Annotated in this window: 16 protein-coding genes and 2 pseudogenes; 1 reads left to right on the top strand and 17 read right to left on the bottom strand. The window is 71.2% G+C overall.

The features are described 5' to 3' along the window. Positions 1-118: 118 nt before the first annotated feature. Positions 119-277, top strand: a pseudogene (locus BLQ73_RS34965) (hypothetical protein); the annotation flags it as partial. Positions 278-931: 654 nt separating this feature from the next. On the opposite strand, the pseudogene BLQ73_RS34970 reads toward BLQ73_RS34965, so the two are convergent. The 17 genes and pseudogenes from BLQ73_RS34970 to rsmH all read right to left on the bottom strand — a co-directional run. Then, positions 932-1,033: pseudogene (locus BLQ73_RS34970) on the bottom strand (DivIVA domain-containing protein); the annotation flags it as partial. 49 nt (positions 1,034-1,082) lie between these two features. Then, positions 1,083-1,370, bottom strand: coding sequence for a YggT family protein (locus BLQ73_RS10550; protein WP_093170212.1), 288 nt, complete (start codon positions 1,368-1,370; stop codon positions 1,083-1,085). A gap of 82 nt (positions 1,371-1,452) precedes the next feature. Continuing rightward, positions 1,453-1,962 carry a cell division protein SepF gene (locus BLQ73_RS10555; protein ID WP_093170213.1) on the bottom strand — a complete coding sequence of 170 codons (510 nt, stop codon included), beginning with the start codon at positions 1,960-1,962 and terminating at the stop codon, positions 1,453-1,455. A 119-nt stretch (positions 1,963-2,081) separates the two neighbouring features. Further along, on the bottom strand, positions 2,082-2,786 hold the full coding sequence (locus BLQ73_RS10560; RefSeq protein ID WP_093170214.1) for a YggS family pyridoxal phosphate-dependent enzyme: 705 nt from the start codon (positions 2,784-2,786) through the stop codon (positions 2,082-2,084). Between the two features lie 63 nt (positions 2,787-2,849). After that, a complete protein-coding gene (gene ftsZ / locus BLQ73_RS10565) occupies positions 2,850-4,346 on the bottom strand; it encodes a cell division protein FtsZ (RefSeq protein WP_093170215.1) in 1,497 nt (498 codons plus the stop codon). A gap of 284 nt (positions 4,347-4,630) precedes the next feature. Beyond that, entirely contained in the window at positions 4,631-5,293 is a 663-nt protein-coding gene (locus BLQ73_RS10570) for a cell division protein FtsQ/DivIB (RefSeq protein ID WP_093170216.1), read from the bottom strand. 36 nt (positions 5,294-5,329) lie between these two features. Continuing rightward, positions 5,330-6,748: a UDP-N-acetylmuramate--L-alanine ligase gene (gene murC / locus BLQ73_RS10575; protein ID WP_093170217.1), complete on the bottom strand. Its 1,419-nt coding sequence runs from the start codon at positions 6,746-6,748 to the stop codon at positions 5,330-5,332. Further along, the gene (gene murG, locus BLQ73_RS10580) at positions 6,745-7,836 is read right to left on the bottom strand and encodes an undecaprenyldiphospho-muramoylpentapeptide beta-N-acetylglucosaminyltransferase (protein ID WP_093170218.1); all 1,092 of its coding nucleotides are present in this window, start codon (positions 7,834-7,836) and stop codon (positions 6,745-6,747) included. The genes murC and murG overlap by 4 nt, the downstream gene beginning before the upstream one ends. Beyond that, the gene (gene ftsW, locus BLQ73_RS10585) at positions 7,754-9,163 is read right to left on the bottom strand and encodes a putative lipid II flippase FtsW (RefSeq protein WP_093170219.1); all 1,410 of its coding nucleotides are present in this window, start codon (positions 9,161-9,163) and stop codon (positions 7,754-7,756) included. The genes murG and ftsW overlap by 83 nt, the downstream gene beginning before the upstream one ends. Then, positions 9,160-10,542, bottom strand: a complete 1,383-nt coding sequence (gene murD / locus BLQ73_RS10590; RefSeq protein WP_093170220.1) for a UDP-N-acetylmuramoyl-L-alanine--D-glutamate ligase — start codon at positions 10,540-10,542, stop codon at positions 9,160-9,162. The genes ftsW and murD overlap by 4 nt, the downstream gene beginning before the upstream one ends. Next, entirely contained in the window at positions 10,524-11,585 is a 1,062-nt protein-coding gene (mraY, locus tag BLQ73_RS10595) for a phospho-N-acetylmuramoyl-pentapeptide-transferase (RefSeq protein ID WP_093170221.1), read from the bottom strand. The genes murD and mraY overlap by 19 nt, the downstream gene beginning before the upstream one ends. Beyond that, positions 11,582-12,964, bottom strand: a complete 1,383-nt coding sequence (locus BLQ73_RS10600; protein WP_093170222.1) for a UDP-N-acetylmuramoyl-tripeptide--D-alanyl-D-alanine ligase — start codon at positions 12,962-12,964, stop codon at positions 11,582-11,584. Before BLQ73_RS10600 ends, mraY begins: the two co-directional genes overlap by 4 nt. Next, positions 12,961-14,490: a UDP-N-acetylmuramoyl-L-alanyl-D-glutamate--2,6-diaminopimelate ligase gene (locus tag BLQ73_RS10605; RefSeq protein WP_093170331.1), complete on the bottom strand. Its 1,530-nt coding sequence runs from the start codon at positions 14,488-14,490 to the stop codon at positions 12,961-12,963. The genes BLQ73_RS10600 and BLQ73_RS10605 overlap by 4 nt, the downstream gene beginning before the upstream one ends. A gap of 40 nt (positions 14,491-14,530) precedes the next feature. After that, entirely contained in the window at positions 14,531-16,264 is a 1,734-nt protein-coding gene (locus tag BLQ73_RS10610; protein ID WP_476712861.1) for a peptidoglycan D,D-transpeptidase FtsI family protein, read from the bottom strand. Between the two features lie 236 nt (positions 16,265-16,500). Beyond that, the gene (locus tag BLQ73_RS10615) at positions 16,501-16,980 is read right to left on the bottom strand and encodes a hypothetical protein (RefSeq protein WP_093170223.1); all 480 of its coding nucleotides are present in this window, start codon (positions 16,978-16,980) and stop codon (positions 16,501-16,503) included. A 9-nt stretch (positions 16,981-16,989) separates the two neighbouring features. Next, entirely contained in the window at positions 16,990-17,568 is a 579-nt protein-coding gene (locus tag BLQ73_RS10620; protein WP_093170224.1) for a hypothetical protein, read from the bottom strand. A 211-nt stretch (positions 17,569-17,779) separates the two neighbouring features. Next, positions 17,780-18,820 carry a 16S rRNA (cytosine(1402)-N(4))-methyltransferase RsmH gene (gene rsmH, locus BLQ73_RS10625; protein ID WP_093170225.1) on the bottom strand — a complete coding sequence of 347 codons (1,041 nt, stop codon included), beginning with the start codon at positions 18,818-18,820 and terminating at the stop codon, positions 17,780-17,782. Positions 18,821-18,834 lie beyond the last annotated feature (14 nt).

Below are 18,834 nucleotides of genomic sequence, written 5' to 3' on the forward strand. Positions count from 1 at the left end.
GCTGCTAACGGCGGTCGGAGTGCGGGCCGTCGGCGGTCTGGAAGGCACCCGGGTGCTGCGCGGGGTCGGCACCGAAAGGCGGAGGACCTCCGGGGATGGCCTGCTGGACGCCCGGTCCGTGCGGAGCCATGGCCGGGGCCGGACCCATCTGGCCGCCACCCATCTGGCCACCGCTCATCTGGCCGGGCCCCATCTGACCGGGCCCCATCTGACCGCCGCCCATCTGACCGCCGCCCATCTGACCGCCGCCCATCTGGCCGGAGCCGATCTGGGGCGGGCCGACGGGAGCCGCGCCGATCTGGTTGGCGCCCATCTGAGCCGCGCCGACGATCGGGAAGGCACCGCTGGCGTCGGCGGAGACGTTGAGGTCGGCGAGCCGGTCTTCCAGATAGAGCTTCAGCCTGCTGCGGTATTCGCGCTCGAAGCTCCGCAGCTCCTCGACCTTGCGCTCAAGCTCGTCACGTGTCTGCACGAGGGAGCCCATCGCCTGGCGGTGCCGCTCCTGCGCGTCGCGTTCCAGCGTCTCGGCGCGGGCGCGGGCGTCGCCGATGACCTGCTCGGCCTGGCGGCGCGCCTTGCCGAGGATCTCGTCGGCCTCGCGGCGGGCGCGGGTGACGGTCTCGTCGGCCTCGCGGCGGGCGTCGGAGATCGCCTGGTCGGCTGTCTGCTGCGCCAGCGCGAGAACACGGGCCGCGGTGTCCATGTTGTCCTCGGGGGGAGGCATCATGGAGACGGGGGCGGGCACCTGGACCGGCTCCGGAGGCTTGATCGGCTCGGGCGGCGGCGGCAGCATCATCTCGGGCTTGGGCTCGGCCACGGGCGCCGGGGCCATCGCCATGCCCATACCACCGGGCACCTTGCCGCGCAGGCACTCGGCCAGTTTCGCGCGGAGCTCCTCGTTCTCTTGAATAAGGCGGTCGAGCTCTGCTTCGACCTCATCGAGGAATGCGTCGACCTCCTCCTCGTCGTATCCCGGCCTCAACCGGGTCGTACTGAACTGCTTGTTCCGCACATCAGCGGGCGTCAGCGGCATTTCGGTCTCCTTGGCGCGCTTGGAGTCTGTCCGGAGGGACGGTACCCGATCAAAGAAGCGCGGACACGAGTTGGATCATGACCAACACCACAATGAAAAGCACTGTGAAGCTTAGGTCAAAAGCCACCGTACCCAACCTGAGGGGCGGAATGAAACGGCGGAGGAACTTGAGAGGTGGGTCGGTCATCGTGTATGTCGCCTCGGCCAACACCAGCACAAGCCCGGTGGGGCGCCAATGGCGCGCGAACGCCTGGACCGTCTCAAAGATCATCCTGCCGATCAGGAGCACCAAGTAGAGAGTGAGCGCGAAGACCAGGATGCTCTCAACAACCGCCATGGTCTCGCCTCCTCTCTGTCTCGGTCCACCGTCCCCGGTCCCCCGGGGACCCGTCCGGCCAATCAGTGTTCATGGTGGCACTCTAGCTCTGGTTGAAGAACCCGCGTTCCGCGATTCGGGCCTTGTCCTCGGCAGTCACCTCGACATTGGCAGGGGTCAACAGGAACACCTTGTTCGTAACACGGTCGATGCTTCCGTGTAGGCCAAAGATGAGACCTGCCGCGAAATCGACCAGCCTCCTGGCGTCGGAGTCAACCATCTCCGTCAGGTTCATGATGACCGGAGTGCCCTCGCGGAAGTGTTCGCCGATGGTCCTCGCCTCGTTGTACGTGCGGGGATGCAACGTAGTGATCCGCGCCAGATCGGTGGTGCGAGACTCGACCACGGCGGCCGCCTGTCTCGGCGCCGGCACGTCGGTGTCGGCATCCTCATCCCGCTCGTCGACCTCCGGCGGCAGCTCCTCACTGTGGTGGCGCCGCTCATAGTCGTCGACATAGTCCGGGTAGGAATCCGAATACGGCCTATATCTCTCGTGGTCGTCCTCCACCAGACCGAGGTAGACCGCCATCTTGCGCATCGCGCCGCCGGCCATTGCTACGTCATCCTCCGTCGTCCGTTGAAGGCCGGTGGCGGCAGCCGTACCCCCCCACAGCTCGCCACCGCTCGACCTCTACTCCAAATTTGCGGACACCAGGCCCACTTGAGGGGACATTACCTGACGAAGGGCCTTCGACGGCCGAGCAACGCCGTACCGATCCGCAGGTGTGTCGCACCATTCACAATGGCTTCCACGAGGTCGCCGCTCATGCCGGCGGAAACGATGTCCGCGGAGGGGTGCCGCGAACGTACGGCTCCCGCCAGCTCTGTCAGAAGCGTGAACGCCTTGCCCGGGTCACCGCCCAGCGGCGCCACCGCCATCAGCCCGCGAAGACCGAGTCCTTCGGCCCGCTCGACCTCTTCGGCGAGGGGCAATACGTCGGCCGGGCGCACCCCGCCCCGGGTCGGGTCGTCGTCAAGGGCCACCTGTATGAGACAGCCGAGCTCCCGACCTGCGGCGATGGCCGCGCGACCCAGCGCGGCGACAAGCCTGGACCGGTCCACGGAGTGCACAAGATCGGCGTACTCGGCCACGGAACGGGCCTTGTTCGTCTGCAATTGGCCGATGAAATGCCAGGTCAGCCCGAGATCGTGGCACTCGCGCGCCTTCAGGGCGGCTTCCTGGTCGCGGTTCTCCCCGACGTCGGTGACGCCGAGCCCGGCGAGAACGCGGACGTCTGAAGCCGGATAGGTCTTGGTGACGGCGATCAATGTGATCTCGTCGCGGGAACGCCCCGATGCCCGACAGGCATCGGCGATGCGTTCCTCCACCTCGGCCAGCCCGGCCGCGATCTCGTCGTGTCGTGTCTGTTCTGTCACTCTGGCCGCCTATAACGCAGTGGAACCGGCGGCTCTATCGTGCCCTCTCACGCGAGGGGCGGCTTACGCGCCCCCGAGCGAGGGAGGCTGCTGCCGGAGGAACTCGGGCACGTCGAGTTCCTCCTCCTGCTCTTCGAAAACCACGGGTTGCCGCACGCCGAAGCCACTGAGCCGGGTCGGCATGGGCGTCGGCGGAGACTGCGGCTCCGGAGCCGGACGGGGAATCGACACCACCGCGGGCGACTCATCCGCGGGTACGGCGGAGCCCGCCGAACCCGGGGAGGCCGCGGGCGACACCGGGTGCACGGGCGACACGAGCGGCGCGGCGGAGGGTTCGGCGACCGGGGCCGGAGCCACCGCCGGCGGAGGCATCTCGACGACGGGCGGAGCGGGCGGCGGCGGGGGGATCGGCGGCATCACGGGCCGCAGCGGCGAGTGCTGCGCCGAGACCGGGGAGCTCCCCAGCGGGTTGGACCTGGCCTCGGTCTTGACCGTCGGCGCCGCCGTCGGCGGCTTGGGCGACGAGGTCACCGTCGCGGACGGCGGCGGAGTCGCGGCCGCCTGGCGCTGCTGCCGGCCCTGCGGCGCCATCAGCTGAGGCTTCTCCTGCGCCTGCGGCTCGTCGAACCCCGCGGCGATGACGGTCACGCGGACCTCGTCGCCGAGGGCGTCGTCGATGACCGTGCCGAAGATGATGTTGGCGTCGATGGCGGCGGCGTTGGACACGAGCTGGGCGGCCTCGTTGATCTCGAAGAGGCCCAGGTCGGAGCCGCCGGCGATCGACAGGAGGACGCCGTGGGCGCCGTCGATGCTGGCTTCGAGCAGCGGGCTCGACACGGCCATCTCGGCGGCGGCCACCGACCTGTCGTCACCCCTGGCGTGGCCGATGCCCATGAGCGCGGAGCCCGCGCCGGACATGACCGACTTCACGTCGGCGAAGTCGAGGTTGATCAGGCCGGGCGTCGTGATGAGGTCGGTGATGCCCTGCACACCGGAGAGCAGCACCTGGTCGGCCGCCTTGAAGGCGTCGAGCACGCTCACCTGCCGGTCGGAGATCGACAGCAGCCGGTCGTTGGGGATCACGATGAGGGTGTCGACCTCATCGCGCAATGTCTCTATTCCGGCCTCCGCCTGCATGGCGCGGCGACGGCCTTCGAAGCTGAACGGCCTGGTCACCACCCCTATGGTCAGCGCGCCGAGGGATCGGGCGATGTTGGCCACCACCGGCGCGCCGCCGGTGCCCGTGCCGCCGCCCTCGCCGGCCGTCACGAAGACCATGTCGGCCCCCTTGAGGACCTCCTCGATCTCCTCGCGGTGGTCCTCGGCGGCCTTGCGGCCCACCTCGGGGTTGGCCCCGGCGCCGAGGCCGCGCGTGAGCTCCCGGCCCACATCCAGTTTCACGTCGGCGTCACTCATCAGCAGCGCCTGGGCGTCGGTGTTGATGGCGATGAACTCGACGCCCTTGAGTCCCTCCTCGATCATCCGGTTGACGGCGTTCACTCCGCCGCCGCCAATGCCGACGACTTTGATGACCGCGAGGTAGTTCTGCGGTGCTGCCACGACGAGGGGCCTTTCCGCTCGTTGACTTGCCATTTCGTGTGGTACGGCGAGGCGCGGTACCACGATTCCCAAACTCTCACCCTCAAGTTGAGATTTAGATTTATGTCAACCTGAGGATTGATACGGACAGTAGGGTTACGCACCACTCGGGTCAACTAAGCGCGCCGCAAGCACGCCCGGCGTGTCGCGCCCTGTCCCTTTCGCACGAACCCTGCTTTCCTGCACTCCCGACCCTCTCACTTGTCCGCTATCAGTCCCGCCGACTTGACCGGGACCACACCGATTCATTTGACCGCGACCACGTCCGGCGAACTCACGTCATACACGTCGTACGGCTTGCGCAGCAGACCGGTGACCACGCGCACCTTGTCCTCCGCCCGGTCCGCCCCTCCCCAGACGACCTCGCGGCCGTCCCCGAGGACCAGGGAGACGCTCTCAGCCGACGGGGCCCGCACCTCCTTGACCCTGCGCCCGAGCTCCTCGGGCAATGCCCTGATCACGGCCAGTGCGGCGGCCGTGGCCGGGTCTCCGGGCCGCGGGGCCGAGACCCTCAGCACGGGCAGCTTCGCCGGGGCTCGCTGCTCGATGCCCATGACCACTCCGTGCCGGTCGACGAGGGCGAAGGCCCCGCCGTACGGCAGGGCGGCCACCGCCCGCCGCTCCACGACGCTGATGCGGAGGGTGCCCGGCCACCCCCGCTCGATGCGCGCCGACTCGAGCTGCTTGATCTCCAGCACGCGGCTCTCGATCTCGGCGAGGTCGAGCGTCGCGAGCGGCTCCTGGTCGGCGACGTCGGCCGCTTCACGGACGCGCTCCTTGGGAATTGTGACATTTCCCACTATCTGCACCTCGCTCACGCCCAGGACCGGAGAGAAGAACACCAACCACGCGGCCGTGCCCACCACTCCCACGGTGAGCAGGGCCACGAACGCCGTGCGCGCCTTCATAGAGTCGCCCCCCGATCGGCTCCCTCGGACAAGTGGTCAGCGGCCGGACAGCTCCGTCACGATGCGGGGCCCGAGCTCGGTCACGTCTCCCGCGCCCATCGTCAGCACGATGTCGCCCGGCCGCGCGCGCTCGGCCACCAGCGCGGGCACCGCACCCCGGTCGGGCGCGTAGGAGACCTGCTCCGCGGGGAGCGGCACGTGTCCCGCGACCAGCGCGCCCGAGACTCCGGGCTCGGGGTCCTCGCGCGCGCCGTAGACGTCCATCACGACGGCCTCGTCGGCCAGCCCGAGCGCCGCCCCGAACTCCGCGGCGAAGAACCTCGTGCGGGAGTACAGGTGCGGCTGGAACACCGCGATCACCCGGCCCGTGCCCGAGAACGACGCCACCACGTCGCGGGCCGCCTTGAGATCGGCGGCCAGCTCGGTCGGATGGTGGGCGTAGCTGTCGAAGACGGCCACGCCCTTCGCCTCCCCCTTGTGCTCGAACCGGCGCTTGGCGCCGGTGAAGGCGGCGAGCCCGTCGCGGATCTCGGCGAAGGGGACGCCCAGCTCGGCCGCCACCGCGATGACGGCGGTGGCGTTGAGCGCGTTGTGCGCGCCGGGAACCGCGAGGCGGACCCGGCCCCCCGACCCGTTCGGACCCTCGACGGTGAACACCACGCCCATGCCGTCCGGCGTCACGTCGGAGACGCGGAAGTCGGCGCCCTCGGCCTCGCCGTATGTCCGCACGGTGAGGCCCCTGCCCGTCGCGACGGGCACCAGGGCCGCGGCCCCGGGGTCGTCGACGCACACGACGAGGACCGAGCCGACGCGCTCGGCGAACCGCGCGAAGGAGGCGTGCACCGCCTCGGGCTCACCGTAGTTGTCGAGATGGTCGGCCTCGATGTTGGTCACCACGGCGAGGCGGGGGGCGAGCATCAGGAAGGAGCCGTCGCTCTCGTCCGCCTCCGCCACGAAGACCTCGCCGGAGCCCTCGTCGGCACCGAGCCCGGTCGTGACGAGCTGGCCGCCCACGCAGTAGGACGGATCGGCCCCGCACTTCTGCAGCGCGACGGTCAGCATCGAGGTGGTCGTCGTCTTACCGTGGGTGCCCGCCACCGCCACGGCGGTGCGCCCCGCCATCACCGACGCGAGCGCCGCGGCCCGCGGGATCACCCGCAGTCCCCGGCGCAGCGCCTCGCCGAGCTCGGGGTTGGAGTCGCGGATGGCGGTGGACACGACCACCGTGTCGACGCTCTTGATGTGGGAGGCGGCGTGTCCGATGTAGACGGTCGCGCCGAGCGCGCGCAGCTCCGTCAGGATCTCCGAGCCCCGGGCGTCGCTGCCGGACACCCGCACGCCGCGCTTGAGCAGGATGCGGGCGATCCCCGACATGCCCGCTCCACCGATGCCGATGAAGTGGACGCGGCCGAGGTCTTCGGCCGCGACGGGGGCGACGGGCGCGACCAGGCTCATCTGCGGCCCCCGGCCTGGGCGATGCGGATCACGCGGTGGGCGAGGTCCACATCGGCGTCCCGCCGTCCGAGCTGCAGCGCCGCCTCCGACATCATCGCGACCCGCTCGGGGTCGCGCAGGATCGGGATGAGGTTGTGCACGATCCACTGCGGGGTCAGCTCGGCGTCCTCCACCATGAGCCCGCCGCCGCCCGCCACCACGGGGGTGGCGTTGAGCCGCTGCTCGCCGTTGCCGTGGGGCAGCGGCACGTAGGCCGCGGGCAGGCCCACCGCGGTGAGCTCGGCGACCGTCATCGCCCCGCTGCGGCACAGCGCGAAGTCGGCCGCGGCGTAGGCGAGGTCCATGCGGTCGACATAGGGCAGCACCACGTATTGCGGGTCGCCGGGAGGCGGCTCCTCCTCAAGCTGGTTCTTGGGGCCGAGCACGTGGAGCACCTGGACGCCCGAGGCGCGCAGGGCCCGCGCCGACTCCAGGGCGGCGTTGTTGATCGAACGCGCGCCCTGCGAGCCGCCGAACACGAGCAGCGTCGGCAGATCGGCCTCCAGCCCGAACCACGAGCGGGCCTTGTCGCCCATGACCAGCCGGTCGAGCGAGACGATGTCGCGCCGCAAAGGAATGCCGACGCACTGGGCGTGGGGCAGCACCGTCTCGGCGTGGCCCGTGAAGACGTGCTCGGTCAGCCGCGCGCCGAGGCGGTTGGCGAGACCGGGTTTGGGGTTGGCCTCGTGGACCACGATGGGGACGCCGCGCCGCCGCGCCGCCACGTAGGCGGGGGTGGCGACGTAGCCACCGAAGCCCACCAGCACATCGGCCCCCACCCGGTCCAGGATCTGGGCCGCGGTGTTGACCGCTCCGGCGAGTCTCCCGGGCACCGTCAGGAGTTGCGGAGTGATCGACCTCGGTAGCGGCACGGCCGGGACGAGCTCCAGCTCGTAGCCGCGCTGGGGCACCAGTCTGGTCTCGAGGCCGCGCTCGGTGCCGAGACAGGTGATGCCGATGTTCGGGTCAAGCTGACGCAGAGCGTCGGCCAGAGCCAGGGCCGGTTCGATGTGACCGGCCGTCCCGCCGCCGGCGAGGACCACCCTCATGTCGGTCCTTTCGATTTCCCGTGCCGTTGATGACCGCCTTGTGGAAAACCCGGCGTATCCTCGACGCCGCACCACCCAGGCCAAGCCAGCTTAGAGCCCGCGCCGCCGGTCCGGGGCCACGCGCGGCCAGCGCCTCGGCCGCACCGGGCTCCCGTTTGGCGAACGAGAGCAGCATTCCGAGCGACGCCAGCGTCGGCAGCAGGGCCGATCCACCGTAGGAGACCAGCGGAAGCGGGATGCCCGTGACGGGCACGACTCCGATGACCGCTCCGATGTTGACCATCGCCTGCCCGGTGATCCAGGCGATCACCGCGGCGGACGCCAGTCGTACGAAGGGGTCCTTCGCCCGCGAGGCCACACGCAGGCCCGCGTAGCCGAGGATGCCGAACAGCGCCACCACGGCCAGCGTGCCGAAGAGCCCGAGTTCCTCTCCGAGGATCGAGAAGATGAAGTCGCTCTCGGCGTGCGGGATCCAGCTCCACTTCTGCCTGCTGCTGCCGAGCCCGAGACCGAACCACCCGCCGGACCCCATCGCGATCTGCCCCTGAACCGCCTGGTAGCCGGTGTCCTGGGCGTCGGCCCACGGGTCGAGGAAACCGGTGATGCGGTCCATGCGGTAGGGCTCAACGTAGATCATGATAATCGCCGCGAGCGCGGCGATTCCCATGATCCCTGCGAACAACCGGATCGGCGCACCGACCACCCACAGCAGCGACAGGAAGATGATCAGTAGGACCAGTGTCGTGCCGAGGTCACGCCCCAGCATCACCATGACGGCGAGGATCACGGTGCCGGGCATCAGGGGGATGAGCAGATGCCGCCATTCGATGCGGCCCGCGCGGGCCTTGCGGGCCAGTAGATCGGCGCCCCACAGCGCGAGCCCCAGCTTGGCCGGCTCGGAGGGCTGGAGGTAGAACGGTCCGACCGCGATCCACCGCTGCGCCCCGAGCTGCGACTCTCCGACGAAAATAACGACCAGCAGGCCGATGATCGACAGCGCGACCAGCGGATATCCCGCCCAGCGGAAGAACTTCTGCGGCAGCCGGGAGCAGATCCACATCAGTGTCACACCGAGGAACGCCGAGAACGACTGCTTGAAGAACCAGTAGAACGGGGTGCCCGTCTCCTCGATCGCCTCGATGCTGGAGGCCGACAGCACCATCATCAGGCCGATCACCAGCAGCAGGGTGGTGCACCCGAGCACGAGGTAGTACGACGTCAGGGGTCGGTTGAGCAGCTCGCGCAGGGTGCCGAGCTGCTCGCGCGGCCAGCGGGAGGCTCCGGCCGCGGCGCGCTGGGGGCCTGTGGCCGCGGCGTCCTCGCTCACCCCTCCTCCAGGCGGCCTACGGCGCGGGCGAACGCCTCTCCCCTCGCACCGTAGCCCGTGAACATGTCCAATGACGCTCCTGCCGGGGCCAGCAGCACGGTGTCCCCGGGGGAGGCGAGCCTTGCGGCTTCGGTGACGACACGGTCCATGACCCCAGTCTCTTGCCCGGGCACCTCCACCACGGGGACATTCGGCGCGTGTCGCGTCAGAGCCTCATGGATCAGTCCGCGATCGGCCCCGAGAAGCACCGCTGCGCGGAGCCGGGGCGCGGCGGCGCGCACCAGGTCGCTCACGTCGGCGCCCTTGAGCTGCCCGCCCGCCACCCACACGATCGACCCGTAGGTCATGAGCGATGCCGCGGCGGCGTGCGGGTTGGTGGCCTTGGAGTCGTCCACGTAGTCCACGCCGGCGACCGTGGCCACGTGGGCGATGCGGTGGGGGTCGGGGACGAAGGTCTCAAGGCCCCGCCGTACGGCGTCGGCCGGCACGCCGAGGGCCCGGGCGAGGGCGGCGGCGGCCAGGGCGTTGGCGACATTGTGCGGGGCGAACGGCCGTACATCGGACAGGTGGGCCAGCTCCTCGGCCGTCGACCGGGGGTCGTCGACGAAGGCGCGGTCCACGAGGAGGTCCTCGACCACCCCGAGCTGCCCCGGCCGCGGCACCTGGAGGGTGAAGCCCACGGCTCTGGTGTACGGCGCCGCCAGCTCGGCCGCCACCTCGTCGTCGGCGTTGTAGACCACGGTGCCCGCGCGTTCGAAGATGCGGCCCTTGGCCTCGGCGTACGCGTCCAGGGAGCCGTGCCAGTCGATGTGGTCGGGCGCGACGTTGAGGACGGCGGCGGCGAGCGGGGCGAGCCCGCTCGACCAGTGGAGCTGGAAGCTGGACAGTTCCACCGCGAGCACGTCGGCGTGCCCGCCGACGGCCTCGACGATGGGGGTGCCGACGTTGCCGACGGCCAGGGGACGCCGCCCCGCCGCAGCGAGGATCGACGCCAGCATGCGCACCGTCGTGGTCTTGCCGTTGGTGCCGGTCAGCGCGAGCCACGGCGCGGCGCCCTCGGGGCGCAGCCGCCAGGCCAGCTCGACCTCGCCGATGACCTCGACGCCCCGCTCGCGGGCGCCCGCGAGCAGCGGGTGGGTGGGGCGCCAGCCGGGCGAGGTGACGAGCAGGCCCGTGCCGTCGGGAAGCTCCTCGGCCCCGAATCTGACCTCGACGCCGAGCCCGGCGAGCTCGGCCGCGAGCGCCCGCTGCCGGTCGCCGTCGGAGCCCTCCAGCACGACGACCCGGTCTCCCCGTACGGCGAGAGCCCGCGCCGCGGCCGAACCCGACACGCCAAGACCCGCCACACAGATGGTCTTACTCACGAACTGGGCACCCATTCCACGTAGAACAGTCCAAGGCCGACGGCCGCGAACAGCCCGGCGATCAGCCAGAACCGCACCACGATGGTCGTCTCCGCCCACCCCTTCAACTCGAAGTGGTGTTGGAGCGGCGCCATCCGGAACACACGTTTACCTGTCATCTTGAAGAAGCCGACCTGGATGATCACGGACAGCGTGATCATGACGCAGAGGCCCGCCAGGATGACCAGCAGCAGCTGGGTGCGGGTGGTGAAGGCGAGCCCGGCGAGCACGCCGCCGAGGGCGAGCGAACCGGTGTCGCCCATGAAGATCTTGGCGGGAGGCGCGTTCCACCAGAGGAACCCGACCAGCGCTCCGAGGACGGCCGCCGCCACGACCGCCAGGTCGAGCGGATCTCGCACCCAGTAGCAGTTGGGCCCGAGCTGCTGGGTGACGCAGCTGTTGCGGAACTGCCAGTTGCCGATGACGACGTAGGCGCCGAGGACCACACCGGCGGCGCCGCTCGCGAGGCCGTCCAGGCCGTCGGTCAGGTTGACCGCGTTCGAGAAGCCGACGATCCAGATCAGCACCCAGACGGTGAAGCCGATGAGGCCGATGGAGGGGCCGAAGTCGCGCAGGAACGAGAAGCGGGTCTCGGCCGGGGTGATGGCGTAGCCGTTGGGGAAGCGCGTCACCAGCACGGCGAACACCACGCCGACGATGAGCTGCCCGAACGCCTTGGCGCCGCTGCGCAGACCGAGGCTGCGCTGCTTGTAGATCTTGATGAAGTCGTCGAGGAAGCCCACCGCGCCGAGGCCGGTCATCAGGAAGAGCACCAGCAGCGCCGAGGCGGTCGGCTCCGACAGCGTGGCGAGGTGGGAGGCGGCGAAGCCGAGCAGGGCCGCGATGACGATGACGGTGCCGCCCATCGTCGGGGTGCCGCGCTTGCCCTGGTGGGCCTCGGGGCCCTCCTCGCGGATGCTCTGGCCGTAGCCGCGGCGGGAGAACAGTCGGATCGCGAGCGGCGTGCCGAGCATCGACAGCACGAGCGCCACCGCCGCCGCGATGAGGACGTTGGTCACGTCGCGGAACCTCCGAGCAGCGCGGCCGCGACCCGTTCCAGCCCCATGGCCCTCGGCCCCTTCACCAGCACGACGTCCCCGGAGACGAGTCTGCCGCCGATCTCGGCGGCGGCGGTCTCGACGTTCTCGGCGTGGACCACCTCTGTCCCGGAGCCCGCCGCGTGCGCCCCGGCGAGCACGGGCCCGGCGTCCGGGCCGACCACGACCAGCGCGGCGAGGCCGGCTCCGCCGGCGAGGCGGCCGAGTTCCTCGTTGAGTCTGGCGCTCTCGTCGCCGAGTTCGCGCAGCGCCGCGATGACCGCGAGCCTGCGCCGCCCGCCCGCCAGTCCGCCGAGCGCCCGGAAGGCGGCCCGCATCGAGTCGGGGTTGGCGTTGTAGGCGTCGTTGACGACGGTGACGCCGTCGGCCCGGTCCCGGACCTCCATGCGCCAGTGGCTGCGGGGCTCGGCCAGCGACAGCTCCTCGGCAATCGTCGCGACGGGGATGCCGAGCTCGTAGGCCGCCGCCGCGGCGGCGAGCGCGTTGCTCACGGCGTGCTCGCCGTACAGGCGCAGGCGCGCCTCCGCCGAGCCGGACGGCGTGCGCAGCGTGAAGGACGCGCGCCCGCCGGCGATCACGACCCGTTCGGCGCGGACCGAGGCCTCGGCCGAGCGGCCGAACAGGGTGACGCGCGCGTCGGTGCGCTCGGCCATCGACCGCACGAGCGGGTCGTCGGCGTTGAGCACCGCCACGCCGGACGGGGGGAGCGCCTCGACGAGTTCGCCCTTGGCCTTGGCGATCGCCTCCCTGCCGCCGAAGACGCCGAGGTGGGCGGTGCCCACGTTCAGCACGACGCCGATGCGCGGCGGGGCGATGCCGGCGAGGTAGCCGATGTGGCCGGCGTCCCGCGCGCTCAGTTCGAGCACCAGGAAGCGCGTGGACTCGTCGGCCCTCAGCACGGTCAGCGGGTGGCCGATCTCGTTGTTGAACGAGTTGACCGGCGCCACAGTGGGCCCCACACGCGCGGTCAGCCCGGCGAGCAGGTCCTTGGTCGAGGTCTTGCCGGACGAGCCGGTGATGCCGACGACCGTCACCGAGGGCAACTCGGCGTGTACGGCGCTCGCCAGGTCGGCGAGGGCTCGCGTGGTGTCCGGCACCACCACGGCCGGTCCGTCGACGGGACGGCCGGCCAGCACGGCGACGGCGCCCGCCTCGACGGCCTGCGCCGCGAAGTCGTGCCCGTCGGAACGTTCGCCCCTGATCGCCACGAACAGCGACCCTGGCACGACCTCGCGTGAGTCGATCACGACCGGCCCGCGCACGAAGGCGCGGGGGTCGGCCATCCCCGCCAGGGCCCCCGAGGTGATCTCGGCGATCCTGGCCAGAGGCAACGGGATCATGTGTTCTTCCTACTCTCCACACGTGCTCTGACGGCCTCGGCGACCACCTGCCGGTCGTCGAACGGGATCACCTCACCGGCGACGTATTGCCCCTGCTCGTGTCCCTTGCCCGCCACGACGACGACGTCGCCGTGCTCGGCCCGGTCGACCGCCAGGGCGATGGCCGCCGCGCGGTCGGGCTCCATGATCATATGAGCCCGCTTGTCGCGCGGGACCCGCAGGGCTCCGTCCATCATCGCGGCCAGGATCGCAAGGGGGTCCTCCGAGCGTGGATTGTCGCTGGTGAGAATGGCCACATCGGCCAACCGGGCCGCGGCCTCGCCCATCAGCGGGCGCTTGCCCCGGTCGCGGTCGCCACCGCAGCCGAGCACGACGGTCAGCCGTCCCTCGGTGACCTCGCGCAGGGAGCGCAGGACCGATTCCACGGCCCCGGGTTTGTGAGAGTAGTCCACGATGGCCTGGAAGTCGCCTGTGGTGGGCACCCTTTCCATGCGGCCCGGGACGCCGGTGAGCGTGCCGACCCCGGCCACGGCCGCCTGAAGCGGCACGCCCGCCTCGACGAGCGTGACGACGGCGCCGAGCGTGTTGGCGACGTTGAACAGGCCGGGCAGGGCCGTCGTCACATCCGCCTCGACGCCGCCGGGGCCGACGACGCGGAACGAGCTGCCCTCGCCGCCGAGGCGCACACCGGTCGCCACCCACTCGGCGTCGGCCCGGCCCTCCGCCGAGAACGTGGTCATCGGCACCTTGGCGCGGCGCAGCAGCTCGCGCCCGTAGGCGTCGTCGATGTTGACCACGCCGGCGCGGCTCCGCTCAGGGGTGAACAACTCCACTTTCGTCGAGAAATAGTCATCGAGGTCGCGGTGGAAATCGAGATGGTCCTGCGACAGGTTGGTGAACAGCGCGACGTCGTAACGCACCTCGTCGACGCGGCCGAGCGCGATCGCGTGGCTGGAGACCTCCATCGCGGCGGCGGTGACGCCCGCCTCGCGCATCAGGGCGAACAGGCCGTGGAGCTCGGTGGCCTCGGGCGTGGTCAGCTTGGGCACGAACCGCTCGCCGCCCACGTGGATCTCCACCCCGCCCACCAGGCCCGTGCGGTGGCCTGCGGCTTTGAGACCGGCTTCGAGCAGGAACGTGGTCGTCGACTTGCCGCTCGTGCCGGTGACCCCGAGCAGCAGCAGGGACGCGGCAGGCCGCCCGTAGACCCAGGCGGCGACCTCGCCGAGCACCCCCCGGGGGTCGTCCACGACCAGCACGGGCAGGCCGGTCGCCGCGGCGCGTTCCCGCCCCGCGGGGTCGGTGAGGACGGCCACGGCGCCCGCCGACAGCGCCTCGGCCGCGTAATCGGCTCCGTGCGCCGAGCTGCCGGAGAGCGCGACGTAGAGGTCGCCGCGCATCACCTGGCGGGAGTCGATGGTCACCCCCGTCACCGCGCCGCGGGGCACCCTCGGGGCGCCGGAAGGCTCTTTGAGCAGGGCTGAGAGCCCGGACAGTGGCCGGGGCGGGCTGGATTTCGGTCGCATCGACGACGGGGGACGCACGGCGAGAGCGTACCTTCCCTCGTCACCCACCGGCGCGTATCCGCACCTTCGGCGGTGTCGCGCCGGAGGGAGCGATCTTCCGGTTCTTGAGCGCGAAGGTCATCACGTCCTTGAACACCGGAGCCGCGATCTCCCCACCATAGTGGCCGTTCCGGGGGTCCTGGATCACCGCGAGCACGACGATCTGCGGATCCTCCACCGGTGCGAATCCCACGAAAGTGGCGGTGTATCCGCAATAACCCTGGCAGCTCTGGTCGTAGCGCATCGCCGTACCGGTCTTGCCGCCCACCCGGTAGTCCTTGATCGCCGCGAGATTGCCCGTGCCGTCCTCACTCACGGCCGCCTCCAGCATCAGGCCGATCTCCTCGGCGGTGCGCTCGCTCACGACGCGCCGCTGCTCACCGGGCGCGGCGGGCACCAGCTTGCCCTGGGAGTCGGTGGTGCCGGCGACGATCCTCGGCGTGACGCGCACGCCGCCGTTCGCGATCGTCTGGTACACGCTCGCCATCTGCAGCGCGGTCACCGACACGCCCTGGCCGTACGACACCGTGCAGCGCTGGCTTCCCGACCAGTTCTCCCATTTCGGCAGCAACCCCGCCTCGGAGCCCGGCAGCCCGCCGCCGGGCCGCTCCCCGAAGCCGAACGCCTTCAGCATGTCGTGCAGCTTCTGGTCGCCCACCTTCTGCGCGGCCAGGATGGTGCCCACGTTGCTGGATGTCGCCACGATCCCCGAGAACGTCAACCTCTCGGGCGGATGCGGGTGGGCGTCCTTGAGCGTGCGGTCGGCGCACCGGATGCTGTCCCTGACCAGGAACTCCGTCTCGGGCCGTACGGCTCCCGCCTCCAGAGCCGCCGCCGCCGTGATGACCTTGTTGGTGCTGCCCGGCTCGAACACCTCGGCCACCGACCGGTTGATCCAGTGCTCCTGAGGGGCCTTCTGCCAGTTGTTCAGGTCGACTTCCGGCGCGTTGGCCATGGCGAGGATGTCGGCCGTCTTCACGTCCAGCGCGATGAGGCTGCCGCCGCGCGCCCCCACGGTCTTGACCTGGTCGGCGATGACCTTCTGGGCGGCCCACTGCAGGTCCCTGTCGATGGTGAGCCGCACATCGCGGCCGGGCTCCGGCGCCTGACGCCTCACGCTGGTGAGCGGAATGCGCTGCCCGTCGCGGCCCATCTCCGTGGTCTGGCTGCCGTCGCGCCCGGACAGGGTGCTGTTGAACGCCTGCTCCAACCCCGACAGGCCCTTGCCCTCGTCGCCCAGGAACCCCACGAGGCTGCCCGCGAGGTCGCCGCCCGGGTAGGTGCGGCGGTACTCGTGTTTCGAGCTGATCCCCTTGAAGTCGTTGTCCATGATCCGCTTCGCCACCACCGGGTCCACCCAGCGTGCGATGCGCACATAGCGCCGCTTGTTCTTGGGGGTCAGCTTGGCGGTGATCTCGTCTTTGGCGATCCCCAGCTCGGCGGAGAGCACAGAGGCGATCTTGTCGCGCCCCTGGGGCGGCACGTTCTCGGGATCGGCGGCGATCTCCCTGGACTCGACGGTGACCGCCAGCTCGTTGCCCTTGGCGTCGGTGATGGAGCCCCGGCGCGCGGGCAGCGTCTCGGTCTGCACCCGCTGCGTGGCGGCGGCGGCCTCGTACACCTTGGAGTCCAGGCCCTGCATCTGCACCAGCCGACCGGCGAAGATCGACAGCACGAAGGTCATCGCGACCAGGCCGATGTTGATGCGCCGCCGGGGGTTGCCCAGCATCAGCACGGACGGGGACCTGCCGGGTGGCCGCGGTCCGCGGCCTCCGGGCCGCGCCGTCCGCACGGCCGTCGTCTCGTCCTCGCGTACGGCACCGCCCCGCGGTCGCCCGCCCCGCACGGGCCCCTGGGCCGCGCGCCTGTCGCGGGACCCGCCGGGGGCCTCGCGCCCCGCCGCGTCGCGCCCCACGCCGTCGCGGGACCGCGCGCCCCGGCCCGCTCCCTCACGGGACGCACCCTCGCGGCTCACCCCGTCGCGCTCACCCCGGCCCGCCGTACGGCTTCCGCCCTGCCCGGGGCCGCGCCCGTCCGGACGCCCGCCCCCTGGCCCGCCGGCGCCCTCACCACGCCCGTCGGAACGCCCGGCCCTGCCGCCCCCGGGCCCCGCCGCGCCGGCCTCGCCGCGCTTGTCACCCCGGCCCGCCGTACGGCTTCCGCCCCGATCACGGCCTTCGCCACGGCCTTCGCCACGGCCTTCGCCCCGCCCCGTGCCCGGGCCGGCGGCACGGGCGCCGCGTTGGCCGCCCCTGCGCCCGTCGGGACCCTCATCGTGGTCGCCACCGCGACCGGCCGCGGCACCGTCGCCGTCCTGGCGTGGAGGACGGGCGGGACCGTCGGCGCGGCCCTGGCCTCCCTGGCCTCCGGGCCCCCGGCGCGTCGCGCCCGGGCCTCCGGACGGTCCGGCCCCGGAAGCACCGCGGCCGGGGCCTTTGCCCCGGCCGCCACCGCTTTCTCTCACTGGCCCCTGTCCCCCGGCCGCTCACCTTCGGTGCCGCCCGCACCCGAACCTGTGCCCGCGTTCGCGATGTTCCCCGCGGGTCCACCGTGACCCGCCACGCCGACGTCGGCGGCCGTGCCGCCCGTGCCCGCCGGGTCCTGGCGAGCGGGGCTTCCCGCCGTGCCGACGTCGACCACGCCCCCCAGACCGGTGCCGCTACCCGTGCCGCTGCCCGCGCCCAGACTCGTGCCCGTGCCGGGACCGCCGGCCGTGCCGCTCGCCGCGCCCGTGGCGGAGCCGGCGGGCGCCGGCGGCGCCTTCTCGCTCGACCGCCCGGTCAAGGCCGTCGGATTGTCAGGGTCCACGAAGTCGGGCGAGCCCCACGCGGGCCGCTCGCCGAGCCGTGCGGCCTCGTTGGCCATGTTGCGCGGTTGCTCCCGCACCACGTTGTCCTGTCTGACCCGCTCGGCCTTGCGGAGGATGTCGTTGGTCTCGTTGCGCAGCGTCGTGGCCTCGAACGAGTCCTGCGCGAGGACGGTTTTCAGCAGAAGCAGGCTGACCAGTCCGCCGCAGAGCAGACCCACCAGGAGCAGCACGAACGGCGCCCGAGGGGCCCGCGCGCGACGCCTCACCGGAGCCGGGGCGGGGCTCTCGGCGGCCGGTGTGGGCCGAATCACTCCCTCGGAGGCCCTAAGATCGTGTTCCACCTGGCGGGGCACCTTCGTACCACCGCGCCCGGGAAGGCCGCGCGTCGGCACGCGCGCGGGCTTCACCCCACGGGAAGCGGGGCTCCGCCTGATCTCACGGTCAGTCTTCGTCAACTGGCTCACGGATCCTCTCTGCTGCCCGCAACCGGGCCGAGGCCGCCCGCGGGTTTCGGGCCGTCTCGGTCTCGCTCGGCGGCTCGGCTCCCCTGGTAAGGAGGCGGAACCTCGGTTCATGACCCGGAAGCGGGACCGGCAGCCCTGCCGGGCTGGTGTCCTTGGTGCGCGCTGTGAGGGCCTGCTTGGTCAGCCGGTCCTCAAGCGAGTGGTAGGAAAGCACAACCACTCGCCCACCCACCGTCAGCGCATCGAGGGCTGCGGGCAGGGCGACGTCGAGTGCCGCCAACTCCGCATTCACCTCGATACGCAATGCCTGGAAAGTCCTTTTTGCGGGGTTTCCACCTGTTCGTCGCTTAGCTGCTGGAATCGCCTCACGGACAATCTCAGCAAGTCGCTTAGTCGACGTTATGGCCTCCTTGGCCCGTTCCTTGGTGATTAGGCGTGCGACACGCGGAGCAGATGGTTCTTCGCCGTAATCGCGAAGGATGCGGGTTAGCTCCGCAACCGTGTAGTTGTTCACTACATACTCGGCCGTGAGCTCCTGATCCGTATCCATCCGCATATCCAGCGGCGCGTCGTACGAGTACGCGAAACCACGCCCGGCTTCGTCGAGCTGGGGCGAGGAGACACCGAGGTCGAACAGGACTCCCTGTACGCGCCGGACACCCGCGTGCCGAAGCACGTCGGTCAACTCATCGGAGACCGCCCGCACCAGCGTGACGCGCTCGGCATAGGGAGCGAGCCTGGCGGTCGAGTGCTCGATCGCGAACGGGTCGCGGTCGATCCCGATCAGCCTCAGCGAGGGGTGCGCCCGCAGGAGCGCCTCCGCGTGCCCGCCGAGCCCGAGGTTCGCGTCGACCAGGACGGCGCCGGGAGCGTCGACAGCGGGAGCCAGAAGCTCCAGCACGCGCTCCAGCATCACCGGCACATGACCGCCCGGAGGCGTCGCGCCGTCCCGCGGACGGCCCTCGCGCCCGGCCTCCGGCCCGGTGGTGCCGCCCTTCGCGCAGTTTTCTACACGCATGCGAAAACCCCCCT

The sequence above is a fragment of the Sinosporangium album genome, from assembly GCF_900100605.1.
Lineage (GTDB): Bacteria > Actinomycetota > Actinomycetes > Streptosporangiales > Streptosporangiaceae > Sinosporangium > Sinosporangium album.